The organism is Paenisporosarcina sp. NPDC076907 (genome assembly GCF_050269735.1).
Classification (GTDB): domain Bacteria; phylum Bacillota; class Bacilli; order Bacillales_A; family Planococcaceae; genus Paenisporosarcina.
The window spans coordinates 493321-505313 of record NZ_JBNNIX010000001.1 but is presented as its reverse complement, the minus strand read 5'-3'; the positions used below and the strand labels follow the sequence as shown (position 1 = coordinate 505313).

The following is an 11993-nucleotide window of genomic DNA, read 5'->3' as shown; positions in this document are numbered from 1 at the left end:
TAAAGCTAAAGCTGAAGAGAAAAAAGCTGCTGCTCTAGCTAAGGCTGAAGCTGCTAAAACTAAAGCTGAAGAGAAAAAAGCTGCTGCTCTAGCTAAGGCTGAAGCTGCTAAAGCTAAAGCTGAAGATAAAAAAGCTGCTGCTCTAGCTAAGGCTGAAGCTGCTAAAGCTAAAGCTGAAGAGAAAAAAGCTGCTGCTCTAGCTAAGGCTGAAGCTGCTAAAACTAAAGCTGAAGAGAAAAAAGCTGCTGCTCTAGCTAAAGTTGAAGCTGCTAAAGCTAAAGCTGAAGAGAAAAAAGCTGCTAAAGCAAAAAATGGTAAAGAATAATACGCTGTAATTAAGTTGCTTCATTGCAATCGAATATAGTAAAAGCCGGAAAGAATCGAATTCTTTCAGGCTTTTTTTATGTAATTATATATTGGTTTTTGCAAGTATGTTTTCCGTCCACTCAATGTGAGTTTTCGTCCATTCACCTTGGTTTTTCATCCATTCAATGCACGTTTTCGTCCACTCACCTATCGTATTTGTCCATTCGCTTGGAGGCATACACGATTCCTTTGGAGAAAGACATTGAATCCAATATCAGATTGATTTGGGGTATGAGTTCCTCATTTCTGGACATGTTACGCTTTTTTGGTTTTCCCATTACAGTATCACTGTGTAACAAAAATGAATCATAAAAAAAATCCATGCACGAGTGCATGGATCACTTAATTTTGACTAACACAACTTAACGGTGAGGGGGGTTAAGAATGTGTTTTAAAACTCAGCGTCGATTTGGAGAAAAGTCGCTGACATGGCTTCTTCCCTGATTTTCAGAAAGAATATGTTCTGTATACGATAATGATAATCATTATCACTGTGTATGTCAACACATTCTCTGTTAATTTTTTGTATACTACATTTATGACTACTTTGACGAACGATCAAATCCGACAATTAAATATGTACAGCACGTATATCACACCTCCTGCTCATCCCCTGTTTACACGTAAACAAATGGAAAACATCGATTTCCTGTCATTGGTACAAACCATAACGGGCATTAGCAATAAAACAGTTGCCGCTTCCTACCTTATGCGTCGCTATGGAATGTTTGTATCAACCCAATTTGTTATGCTGGCTACTTACGATGAATTGTGGATGGGACAGCATGAAGACTTGATGTTTGCTGCAAATGTTGAATATGGGGTTAAAGGCATTAGTATGTATATCGATAAAAATGATTACTGTGATGTAGAAAATCTTCCCCGTGAAGCAATTATTCAAAATATATTAAATGAACATATTTATTCGTTGATAGTGGAGATACGAAAGCACTCCTCTGTCTCGCCTCTAACATTGTGGGAAAACGTTTTTGGATTTCTGTTATGGCATTATGCTGTTCTGCTTGGAAATCCAGCTACTGAAAAACAAGCCAGAATTGATTTCGAAATCTTAAAATCGCCAACAGTGTGGCAAGGAATCTCCAGGAAATCATTGTTCCAGGCCTATCTAAAAAATCTTGAACCTAATCAATTACTGAATTCTCCAGTACGAACAACTTGCTGTTTTTCTAAGGATGTTCCTGGATTGCAGAAGTGCGGTTTTTGTCCTCTTAAATAGTAAAAAATACCCATTTGCACATTGGCATGTTTTAGTAATGTGGAATTAGGATAAACCTAACATTAAGAAGATGAAAAGGAGCGTGTCAATGACATGGAAAACATTCAGGGTAAAGTTCAAGAGGAATTAAACAACGTAAGTCCAGAAAAGAAAGAAGAAATTTTAGCGAATTTTTCAACCTTTAAATCTTATTTAGGCGATAAAGTAGCATTGGGAGAAAAATTAGGTCTTGGTGAAGAGCAATTAGCGAAGACAGCTGAAAAAGTTGCAGGCTATTTAGCAAATAATGAAGAGCCTCGTAACAGCGAAGAAAACTTATTACAAGAACTATGGAAGTCTGGCGATAAAGATCAGCAACATGCTTTAGCTCACATGTTAGTAAATATGGTGAGAAAATAAGCATTTGAAAGGTGTGGATTCGTATGACGAACAAACCTTTTGACAATAAAGAACGTGAAAATCAAAAAGGTCGTAAATTAGACAATCCAGATGTAGTTGATACAGATAAGGAAAGCCTATTCGATATGCATGAAGACATGCAAACCGTTGATGCTGTTCCTGTCGAAGAACTAAACCAAAAAGTAAAAGATGAAGAAAATAAACGTCATTCAAAAGATACTTCTTCTAGCGAAGAACGTTATCCAGAGTAAAAAAATCCGGATTCTCCCTTTGGAGAACCCGGATTTTTTCATGTTAATATGATTACTCTTCTTCAACTGTTGATGTTGCAGCTTCTTTAATTTCAGATCTTCTTGCATACGCATTTTTTACGATGGCCTTAATCACTGCGTAGGTCGGAATTGCTAATATGATTCCCCATAAACCTGCGATATTTCCTGCAGCCATAATGATTGTAATAACAGTCAATGGATGAATATGAAGAGCTCTTCCCATTACATTTGGTGAAATGAGATTACTTTCAATTTGTTGGGCAATAAGCATTATTACCGCAACGTAAATGACCATTTGCGGCTCTTGCACATAACCGATGACCAAAGCAGGTATGACCGCTATAAATGGTCCTAAAAACGGAATGACATTCGTTAACATACCAAAAAACGCCAATAGGAGTGCATAGTCCAAATCAATAATCATATAGCCGATAAGCAGCATTATCCCTACAGCTACACTCACCAAAAGCTGACCTTGAATGTATGCCTTCAATGTCAGATCAATATCATGCAAAGTTTTACGAATCCACGTCTTGCGTTCACCACTGAAAAAATTCGCAATAAACGGGGCAAATTTCTCATGATCTTTCAAAATATAAAAAAGGAAGAATGGCACTAAAACTAAAGCAAATAACCCCGAGGCAAAACTTTGTACAAATAATACGACCCAATTACTAAAGCCTTTTGCGAAATCGCCGACTTTGCTGGATTGGTCATCAATTGATTGTTCAATCGCTTCAGGGAGTCTGTTCTTTTGATCGAGTACATACTTCACCATATTTTCAACATCCTGTGTAAGAGCAGGAGCATCCTCAACCAATGAGTTAACTTGTTTTGTAATGGCAGGTCCGATTATTGCAGAGAAAATCCAAAAAACGAATGCCAGCAAGACAAAAATAGCCGATAAGCTTGTCCATCTTTTCCATCCTCTTTTATCCAAAACATTAAGTAATGGCCGAGTTAAATAGAAAAGAACACCACCCAATAGTAATGGGAGGAATATAGTTTGCCCGATAATAACAAGTGGAGAGAAAATCCCTTTTACTTCGATAAACATTCTTATAATCAATAAGGCCAGCAAAATGCCGACTCCAACTTGAAACCAAAGCTTCTTCGTCAATAAAGTCACGTCCTTGAATATGTTTGTTTTTCCTTATTATAAGTTATTTTTGGTAATAACGGGTATACATACTTAAAAATGGTTAAGAGAGGACGTTAGTAATGGAATATTACCATGAACTTCGACAACCTGTAGACCATCGTCCCCTTATTTTACCGGGAGCAGTTGTCATTATTCTAAATGATAAAAATGAAATACTGTTACAGGAACGTAAACCTGGTTTATTTGGGTTGCCCGGTGGATTAATGGACTTAGGTGAAAGCTTAGAAGAAACCGCTAGAAGAGAAGTATTCGAGGAAACAGGACTGAACGTAATGGACTTAGAATTATGTCAGGTTTTTTCTGGACCAGACTATTATTTTAAAATTGATAATGGCGATGAGTTTTATTCTGTTACTGTCGTCTATCAAGCGAAGAATTTCACTGGGGATCTTCAAATATATGAAGATGAGACACTGAGTTTAGGATTCTACCCATTGAATCAATTGCCAACCCAACTTTTGGCGTCAAACAAGAATTTTTTAGAAAAATGTTTAAAAACGTGATTTTAGGGCATTTATAATACGGAGGATTTTCTCGCCTACTTTGTTCCTCTTATTATTCTGCAACAAACAAAAACTCCAGGCAAAATTCTATTTTGGAAGGAGACTGTTTAAATGAATTGGTATGAAAAATTAAATCAATATTTCCCAGTCGAAGAAATGAAATCAAAAGAGCATATGGAAACTCTCCTTGCTGAAAAAGGCAATGTGTATATAAAAGATGAGGGCCCTAAACACGTGCTTATGTATGTTGAGTTTGAAAATTTTGTATTTGTGGATTACCTATTTGTCTCGAAAGAAGCCCGTGGTGAAGGATTGGGTCGCATACTTTTGAACAAACTAAAAGAAAAGAACAAAGCTATTCTACTTGAAGTGGAACCTGTAAATTATGAAGATACTGATACAGAAAAACGCCTAAAATTCTACGCTCGTGAAGACTTCAAACACGCATCCCGCATTGGGTATACACGCCGCTCTTTAGCGACCGGCGAAAATACCGTTCTTGAAATACTCTACTGGTCACCTAACGATCAAGATGAAGAAGAAATTTATAATGCAATGAAATGGACTTATGAAAACATCCATACTTTTAAAGACGAACAGTTTTATGGTGATTCATACGACCCATCCAGTCAGGTTCTTGTTTTTAAGACTGACAAAAAACCGAATATGCTTAAATCTTATTAATAACGAAAAGACGAGAGAACCGCTCATTTTGGTCCTTTCGTCTTTTTTTGAGCCTGCTTATTCACCTACCTCCATCTTGAAGTAAAGCACAATGTTACTTAAATATTCGAAATGCGAAATTCATTCATCATGATTAGCAATTTTCATTTACACAGGAATTCTACGTGATAGCAAAAGAACGTTCCTACGTAGTAAAGAAACCAACGAATATTACATATTTGAATGCAGAACCTTTTTTCTTATAATTTTCTTTCCAAATACGAACTGCTAATACTATAAATTGTTGCAATGATGAAAGCGATAATACTTGGGTAACCAACGTAAACTACTGGATTCATATGTTCAACTAAACTATATTCTCCCCATTCAAGCCATAAACGCCAACCCATTCCAAGGCTACTTAATATTAAGCTACCCCTAAAAACAAACCATATTCTTTCTTTAAATAGCCCCACAAATATGTTCGCAACCACAAAATACATCACTAATGCAACAATCATATTTAACAAACTAAATCCCTTCAATACAGGAATCACAAACGTAAATGTGATGCCTGAAAAAAAAACAATAATGATGATTGTAAGTATTAAAAATTTAGCAGGTGACTTCGCTACTTTATGATAAAACTGTTGTTCAAACATCCATTTACCTCCGTTTTACCATCAGCTGTATTAATTAATGTTGAGTTTACTTTCACCGACACTTATAATCTATTTTGTTTTGTGATCATTAATTACAGTTGAAAATTCGTTGAAAAATTTGATTACTGTTTCCCCTAATGGGTTTATATGATCTTCCGATTTGAAGGGAGTAATTCCATTTTTTCGATACTGTTTGATATATGTAGAAAATGCTTTATCTACCGCTGAAGCATACTGCTTAAGATTAAAAATATAATAGGATTTCTCATCTGAATAAGGATTGATATATTCAATTTGAAGGCTTGTACCATCACTTGAGAAATTATAATAGTCCCAATTCCCGTAGTATTCCACTTTAGATGTAGTAGCTTCTCTCTTATATAAATTCAAAAGGACAAGGAAGTATTCAGGTAAAGCCATAAAACCAAGGCCAGAAATAAAACTAAATTTTTCTTCACCTCCAGTAACTTCAATCTTAACATCACCATTAGTGAAATTTATGTCTACGTTACACTGGTAATCCATACTCAAAATAGTTTTCCCTCCTTATTTCTTGTGTAAAAAATTTAAAATTCCCCCATCAATAATAGTAATTTTCCGCAGTATAGATTGGCCATTCCCAAAATACAGATCCTTGGGATACAATAAATCTATCCAAAAATAATTCCAAATTAAGGTGGAGTGGTCTTGGTCCATCTATATGGTCTAATAGAAAAAGATAATTAGGGTTCTTTTTTTCAATCGCCTCTAAACTAATGACGAGAAATTGTTGTTCCACTTTCCCAATTGGTAATAATTTACTTTTCTTGTCCATGTATTCTAGATTCTCTACTATTTCCTGTATCGAAAATAATTCAAGACCACCACCAATGTTTCTTCCATCGAGCAGCTCCTGAAAAATCTTCACCCCATTAAACTTCATCAGAAATAAACGATAGTCATCGGGTAATCGATACCCAATCCTTTCCTCGAACTGTAGAACGTTTTTTTCCTCGTCAGATTGATTGATTGAACTTATTACTGAAGTAAGTCGTCCACCAGTTTTAATTAATGTGTGTCTTTTTTGGCTATCCATAGTTTGTATAAGAGTTTGTATAATCTTCGTCACGTCCATATCTTCACTCCTCGTAATTATTCCACCAGCCATTATTGCCACAAACAACCTTTTGGTGAATGTAAACAGATGGCGCAAATCTTTTAAACAGGAATGCTACTCCATTATTTAAAGAAGCATAGGATAACGAAATTTACTTAGTTGCCGTTAAACAATCCAAAGCCTGTTAGTACGATGAGGGCAAGAAGATATATTAAAATTACCCTTACTTTAAAGCACCCCTTAAAGCTTCAATTTTTACATATATTACTAATTCAACATCATTCTAATAATCCCTTTTTCTCCTACCCCGTTAATTGGAGAAGAAAAAAGAGCTGTTAAATGCAGCCCTGTGATCAATCCTTTAATAAATTACTTTTACGTACTGCGTTAGTTCAATAAGAAGCATAGTCTTCAGGAACGTATTATCTTAAAAACTCATAAAGTATTTTTTGGCGTTCGTCATAGTCTGGGTAAAGTATATGGAAGGTTGGTACTGCTATTTCGGCATTTTTATTTCCCTTCCAAAATATCTCCAACCATTCCTCAAAGTTTTTAATGATTTTTACAATTGATAGAGATGATTGACCAATGAAACCTAATCTATAGTTATAATCAACTGAATCTTTTTCGCAAATAAAAACCCAGTGATTATTACTTACTTCACCTGCATCGAATGTTGTTAGAGAAATAAGCTGATTTGAATCTATAACTTCATTCGTTTCTTCAATTAGTACTTTCTCTGGAATGTTTGGGATGATTTTATTTACTGGACCAATCATTCCACATGGAGAATTTTCACTAATTCCACCTATGGGCTCCCATGCTAAAAGAAGAATCCCATTAGAGAATTCCATAAGAAATTCTTTGTATGAAGATGGAAGTCGAAACCCAAGTTCCCCTTCAAATGAGGCAATCATCTGTTCTGTTGCTCCATAAAACCGCTCTGCAGGAGGAAATCGTTCATCAAACATATTAAAGAACTCTTTATTCGGAAATCGTTCATTATACTGCTCTATAAATTCATTTATCTTCATGGGTTCCCCTTCCCCAAATTAATCTAATATCCGACGTTTATTCAACTATCCGACCTGAAAAATGAAAGTTCGTTGAGACGGAAATTATTGATAAAGATAGTAATCTTGCGCGTGCACTACTTCAAAACCGACAGATTCATATAGTTTCAAGGCATGTGCATTTTTTGTTTCCACTTCAAGATGCACGGAGTGACCGAGCATGCTTTGTTTTTTGACGACATTTTGCAGCACTTTTCGGCCTGTGCCTTTGCCTTGGAATTCAGGTAGAATGGAAAAGCCATAAATCCAGGCTTGCCCGTCTTCACGTTTCACGCGGATTTTCCCGATTGTTTGATTATTTACTTCAATCATCAACATATCGGTATCTTCATCGCTATCAATTCTACTTTCCATTGCTTTAGCGTCTTCTACAGGTACACCAAACGCTTCAATGTCTAAACGAATTCTCATGTCCAGATCTTCAAGTGTCGCCTCTCTCAAAACTACACCTTCCATTTCATTAAGTGGTCTTTCCTTCCATTCCATTTGATGTTCTGAAAATGCGTGTATAGCACCGTGTTTATTCAAAAAAGCTTTTGCTTCTTCAGACCCAGCTGGTGCATTCAGTAAAATCTTCTTATAGTTATTTCGTGCAGTTTCCATTGCTTCTAAAAATAAGCGATTAAAATGACCTTTTCGACGTTCCCTTGGTTTAACCATCCCGCAAATTTCCGCAGTGGAACCAAATGCGTAAATCCCTAAAAATGCAACAAGTTCATCATTTTCATAGTGCAGAAAATCCAATTCATCTGATTCACGTGATCTGAGCATTTCCCAGTTCAGTTTCAATTGGATGCCGTCATGTGCTTCACATTCTTTTTGTAGTTTTTCGATTTCTTGTAATTGTTCTTTTGTAAGCATATATTTCTCCTTCTATTCTGATTATTCAACTTAAAAATAGCTTCCCACATTATCCAATGGGAAGCTACTGATTATTCAGGTTTTTTATAATTTGCTATGGCTGTGGTAATTTGATCTTCAATTGGTGTAACTGCTGCTAAATCATTGTTAATCATAATGGAGAATGTGAGTAACTCTCCATCTTTCGTTGTGACATAACCCGATAAAGCCGACACGGCCGTTAAAGTTCCGGTTTTCGCTTTCACATTTCCGGCTGTAGGTGATACTTTCATTCGATTACGCAATGATCCTCCTACAAAACGTTCACTCACTCCGGCGACTGGCAGTGATGTTAAGAATGTTTGATACCATGGCTCCATTTGAACAGCCACAAGAAGACTAGTTAATTCATTTGAAGGAATTAAATTGACGTGAGACATACCCGAAGCATCACGAATCTGGATGTTTTCCATGTCTAATCCGAGTAGTGCTGAATTCTCTTCGATCACTTGAAGTCCTTTGTCCCAACTTCCTTCCCCATAGACCACTTTCCCCATTTCCTTTGCCAATACTTCGGCGTGTCCGTTATTGCTGAGTTTCATGAACGGAATGAATAGTTCTTTCAGTGTCATAGAGTGCTTAAACGTCAGAAGTTGAGCATTGCTAGGTGCCTTGGCCAACGTGATTTTTGATTTACCTACAAATTGAATTCCTTTTTCCTCTAAAGATTTTTTGAATAAGTCCAACGCATAGTAGGAAGGCTCCCAAATCGCTATCCACTCACGAGTGACTGTACCACCCACTGGGACTGTGCCTTCGATAATGATATTGTTCGATCCATGTTCCCGTTCTATTGTGAGCTTTTTCGTTTGGTCGGCACCAACCGTTTTCGAACGATTGATAATGTTGACTACATCAGTGGCAGGCAATACTTTAATTGTAGCCGGCTCCCCGACATTTTCATTTGCATGTGCTTCTACAATTACTGTCCCGGCATCATAATCCGCATTAGGGGATGCTGTGAGTGCCGACACTTGTGCAGCATAATAATAAGATTCATCCGTCCACGTAATATCCTGCGATAAACGAACGTTGTCATACCAAGTATCGTCCCCAAGCAAGTTCCCGTTTATCTTTTTAATACCCTGTGCTGCAAGATTCTGTGCAAATACATCGAAGTCCTCCTTTAACAACGTTGGATCTCCTTTGCCTTTCAAATACAAATCTCCATGTAACATGCCATTTTTTACTGTGCCATCGGTCAAAACTTCTGTAGAAAACCGATAATTTTCACCGAGTGTTTCAAGAGCAGCCGCTCCAGTTAGGAGTTTCATATTTGAAGCAGGATGCAACCTCGTTTCACCGAAGTGGTCATAAATTAGTTCTCCTGAGGTGGCTTTTCGAATACTCACGCCAGTCGTGGCTCCATCGAGACGTTCATCTTGAAGAATTTTATTGATGCTGATTCCTAATTGGGCATACTCATCTGTTGCAATAGCGGTTTGTTGTTTCGTGCCATCTGTAAATGGATAAATCGCCAGCACCGCAATCAACAAAAAGAGTATATATTTTTTCAATTTCAAGATGATGTTCCCCCTTATAAGATATTTAGACGAGCATATCATAAATTATTTGAATATTATGGTATTTTTAACTAATTTATAAAAAGCATTCTATTCTCATAGGCGCGCTGTCGAATGTCTATTTCTATATATGTACACCAACTGATAGGTATGTATTCAAAATAGATTGACTTACACCTTTCGTCGCACAAAAAAACTCACTTGAACAAAGTGAGTTTAAGTGAATATAACTGCATAATATTGAAAAAGTTCCAATGTAAGAAATATTGATTTCCATTGCGGCGGACGCGTTTCGCGGGCACGGCTTCAGTCTCCTCATCACTGCGTTCTTCCGGGGCCTTCAGCTCGTGCTGTTCCCGCTGAAAAGATATTGGTCTACCAATATCTTTGCGACGAGTAACCGCAGGAGCAGTCTTGTTTTCGCCGCCTCCACTCCAATCAACAGAAATCGCTTCTCTTCAAAATAATTAAATTTGGAAAGTGGTCGGTTATTTCTGAAGACTCCTGCGGAAAAAACGGAACAAGCTAGACCCCGCAGGCAGAGCCGAGGAGGCTGGCGTTTCGTCCGCGGAAAGCGAAAGAAATAACCGACCACCTTCTTTTTTGATGGAGTGCGAAAAATAAGAACACGTATTTTCACTATTTTATTAATCAATATTCTTTTGTCATAAAACTGAACCTCACTTGAATAAAGTGAGGTTTGGACGAGTTGTTAAATATACTCCACACAATATGATGAGTAAACCGATGATCATGTGTAAGGAAATAGGCTCTTTCAATAAGAAATAGCCCCAAAAAATGGCTGATATCGGGATTAAGTACGTTACGGAAGTCGCGAATTCTGCGCTCCGTTCTTTCATTATGTAAAAGAATAATAAATGAGCAATTCCGGAACCAAAGAATCCTAACCCAATAATGGCAAACACGACTTCCCCGTTCAAGTTTTGTGTAAGTGTATGTAGTTGATTGGGATTCGTTAGTAACATCATAACCCCTCCTACCACAGCACCTATAATCAATGTACAGGTTGTGATAAAAATGATTCCAGCCTCTCTCAAATGTTTACGAACATAATGTGATGAAAAGCCATAGCACATAGTCGCCAAAATCATCGTACCTATTCCAACAAAACTTTCGCTGAACAAAAGTGAAAGATCGAAATCCATGATAATCAGTATTCCAACGAACCCTAGAGCAATGCCAATCCATTGTTGTTTAAGTAAAATCGCACCAAAAAACAGCAAGCCAATTAAACCTGTAAATATCGGCGTAAAAGCATTAAGAACTGCAGCCAGACTGCTGTTAATTTGGGTTTGACTCAATGCGATCAATCCCCATGGCAAACCGGCATTTACAACACCAACCACCACTAATGCTTTCCAAGGAATAGGTTTAATTATTTCTTTTCGCTTAAACCAAAGCATTGGGAGCAATAACAAAGCACCCGCAATACAACGGATAAAAACGGTCCCCCATACACCCGCTGGCTCACTAAGAATTGAAATGAATACGAAAGATAATCCCCAAATCAAACTTAGGGTTATTAGTGCTATGTATACGCGCATAAGAACTACTTCCTTTACTGAACTTTCGTTCGATAGTGTGTAGGGGATTCCCCTGTTTGTCGGTGAAACACTGTTGAAAAATGCGCCGCATTGACATAACCGACAGTATGAGCAATATCGCAGACAATCAAATCAGTTGTGCGGAGTAGTTGCTTTGCCTGATCCATTCTTGTTTTCAATAAAAAACATGCAGGAGATATCTTCATTTCTTTCGTAAATACCTTCTGTAAGTAAGTCGGAGAAACAAATAATTGCTCAGCCAGTTTTTTCAGTGTAAGGGGTTCCTCTAAATTTGTTTCAATTATTCCAATCGCTTGATTGACGAGTTGTGAGCGCGACTGAATGAAAGACAGATCTTCCGGTCGGCACCTTTTACATGGACGATACCCAGCGTCGATGGCAGCACGTTGCGATAAAAAAATGGAGACATGCTGACGAAGCGGAACTTTGGATGGACAGGAAGGCCGACAAAAAATGAGCGTAGTTGAAACCCCGTAAAAGAACTGACCATCAAAATGACGATCATTTTTTGATAGAGCTAACCATTCTACTTCATTCATCCGCATTCCCTC

15 protein-coding genes are annotated in these 11993 nt (G+C 37.3%); 6 read left to right on the top strand and 9 right to left on the bottom strand.

The genetic code is table 11. From position 1 onward, the window contains the following. The 4 genes from ACQKEV_RS02550 to ACQKEV_RS02535 form a co-directional block, all read left to right on the top strand. A partial coding sequence (locus ACQKEV_RS02550; protein WP_427457690.1) for a hypothetical protein occupies positions 1-325 on the top strand: 325 nt, incomplete at its 5' end. A gap of 579 nt (positions 326-904) precedes the next feature. Next, positions 905-1603, top strand: a complete 699-nt coding sequence (locus ACQKEV_RS02545; protein WP_427443059.1) for a hypothetical protein — start codon at positions 905-907, stop codon at positions 1601-1603. A 93-nt stretch (positions 1604-1696) separates the two neighbouring features. Beyond that, positions 1697-2002: a DUF3243 domain-containing protein gene (locus tag ACQKEV_RS02540; protein WP_269927228.1), complete on the top strand. Its 306-nt coding sequence runs from the start codon at positions 1697-1699 to the stop codon at positions 2000-2002. A 23-nt stretch (positions 2003-2025) separates the two neighbouring features. Further along, positions 2026-2253: a hypothetical protein gene (locus tag ACQKEV_RS02535; protein ID WP_427443057.1), complete on the top strand. Its 228-nt coding sequence runs from the start codon at positions 2026-2028 to the stop codon at positions 2251-2253. Between the two features lie 52 nt (positions 2254-2305). On the opposite strand, the gene ACQKEV_RS02530 is transcribed toward ACQKEV_RS02535, so the two are convergent. Continuing rightward, positions 2306-3394, bottom strand: a complete 1089-nt coding sequence (locus ACQKEV_RS02530; RefSeq protein ID WP_427443055.1) for an AI-2E family transporter — start codon at positions 3392-3394, stop codon at positions 2306-2308. A 101-nt stretch (positions 3395-3495) separates the two neighbouring features. Here ACQKEV_RS02530 and ACQKEV_RS02525 point away from each other — a divergent pair, with 101 nt between their 5' ends. Continuing rightward, positions 3496-3939 (top strand): NUDIX hydrolase, encoded by a 444-nt coding sequence (locus ACQKEV_RS02525; protein ID WP_427443053.1) that lies wholly within the window; start codon positions 3496-3498, stop codon positions 3937-3939. 111 nt (positions 3940-4050) lie between these two features. After that, a complete protein-coding gene (locus ACQKEV_RS02520; protein WP_427443051.1) occupies positions 4051-4623 on the top strand; it encodes a GNAT family N-acetyltransferase in 573 nt (190 codons plus the stop codon). Between the two features lie 239 nt (positions 4624-4862). Here the strand turns inward: ACQKEV_RS02520 and ACQKEV_RS02515 are convergent, their stop codons facing one another. The 8 genes from ACQKEV_RS02515 to ACQKEV_RS02480 form a co-directional block, all read right to left on the bottom strand. Then, positions 4863-5264, bottom strand: a complete 402-nt coding sequence (locus ACQKEV_RS02515) for an ABC transporter permease (RefSeq protein WP_427443049.1) — start codon at positions 5262-5264, stop codon at positions 4863-4865. Between the two features lie 69 nt (positions 5265-5333). Further along, positions 5334-5795, bottom strand: coding sequence for a hypothetical protein (locus ACQKEV_RS02510; protein WP_427443047.1), 462 nt, complete (start codon positions 5793-5795; stop codon positions 5334-5336). A gap of 49 nt (positions 5796-5844) precedes the next feature. After that, complete coding sequence (locus ACQKEV_RS02505) at positions 5845-6378, bottom strand: SMI1/KNR4 family protein (protein WP_427457687.1); 534 nt, start codon at positions 6376-6378, stop codon at positions 5845-5847. A 404-nt stretch (positions 6379-6782) separates the two neighbouring features. Continuing rightward, positions 6783-7394: an SMI1/KNR4 family protein gene (locus tag ACQKEV_RS02500; protein WP_427443045.1), complete on the bottom strand. Its 612-nt coding sequence runs from the start codon at positions 7392-7394 to the stop codon at positions 6783-6785. A gap of 84 nt (positions 7395-7478) precedes the next feature. Further along, a complete protein-coding gene (locus ACQKEV_RS02495) occupies positions 7479-8294 on the bottom strand; it encodes a GNAT family N-acetyltransferase (protein ID WP_427443043.1) in 816 nt (271 codons plus the stop codon). A 71-nt stretch (positions 8295-8365) separates the two neighbouring features. Then, positions 8366-9856, bottom strand: coding sequence for a D-alanyl-D-alanine carboxypeptidase/D-alanyl-D-alanine endopeptidase (gene dacB, locus ACQKEV_RS02490; RefSeq protein WP_427443041.1), 1491 nt, complete (start codon positions 9854-9856; stop codon positions 8366-8368). Between the two features lie 680 nt (positions 9857-10536). After that, positions 10537-11421 (bottom strand): DMT family transporter, encoded by an 885-nt coding sequence (locus ACQKEV_RS02485; RefSeq protein ID WP_427443039.1) that lies wholly within the window; start codon positions 11419-11421, stop codon positions 10537-10539. 14 nt (positions 11422-11435) lie between these two features. Then, positions 11436-11981, bottom strand: a complete 546-nt coding sequence (locus tag ACQKEV_RS02480; protein WP_427443037.1) for a bifunctional transcriptional activator/DNA repair enzyme AdaA — start codon at positions 11979-11981, stop codon at positions 11436-11438. Between the last annotated feature and the right edge of the window lie 12 nt (positions 11982-11993).

What these genes read in the sequence shown, in the direction of transcription:
- ACQKEV_RS02540 (WP_269927228.1), top strand. Translation starts at nt 1,697, where the DNA reads ATGGAAAACATTCAGGGTAAAGTTCAAGAGGAATTAAACAACGTAAGT.
- ACQKEV_RS02515 (WP_427443049.1), bottom strand. Translation starts at nt 5,264, where the DNA reads ATGTTTGAACAACAGTTTTATCATAAAGTAGCGAAGTCACCTGCTAAA.
- ACQKEV_RS02505 (WP_427457687.1), bottom strand. Translation starts at nt 6,378, where the DNA reads ATGGACGTGACGAAGATTATACAAACTCTTATACAAACTATGGATAGC.
- ACQKEV_RS02485 (WP_427443039.1), bottom strand. Translation starts at nt 11,421, where the DNA reads ATGCGCGTATACATAGCACTAATAACCCTAAGTTTGATTTGGGGATTA.
- ACQKEV_RS02535 (WP_427443057.1), top strand. Translation starts at nt 2,026, where the DNA reads ATGACGAACAAACCTTTTGACAATAAAGAACGTGAAAATCAAAAAGGT.
- ACQKEV_RS02520 (WP_427443051.1), top strand. Translation starts at nt 4,051, where the DNA reads ATGAATTGGTATGAAAAATTAAATCAATATTTCCCAGTCGAAGAAATG.
- ACQKEV_RS02545 (WP_427443059.1), top strand. Translation starts at nt 905, where the DNA reads ATGACTACTTTGACGAACGATCAAATCCGACAATTAAATATGTACAGC.
- ACQKEV_RS02495 (WP_427443043.1), bottom strand. Translation starts at nt 8,294, where the DNA reads ATGCTTACAAAAGAACAATTACAAGAAATCGAAAAACTACAAAAAGAA.
- ACQKEV_RS02480 (WP_427443037.1), bottom strand. Translation starts at nt 11,981, where the DNA reads ATGAATGAAGTAGAATGGTTAGCTCTATCAAAAAATGATCGTCATTTT.
- ACQKEV_RS02500 (WP_427443045.1), bottom strand. Translation starts at nt 7,394, where the DNA reads ATGAAGATAAATGAATTTATAGAGCAGTATAATGAACGATTTCCGAAT.
- ACQKEV_RS02525 (WP_427443053.1), top strand. Translation starts at nt 3,496, where the DNA reads ATGGAATATTACCATGAACTTCGACAACCTGTAGACCATCGTCCCCTT.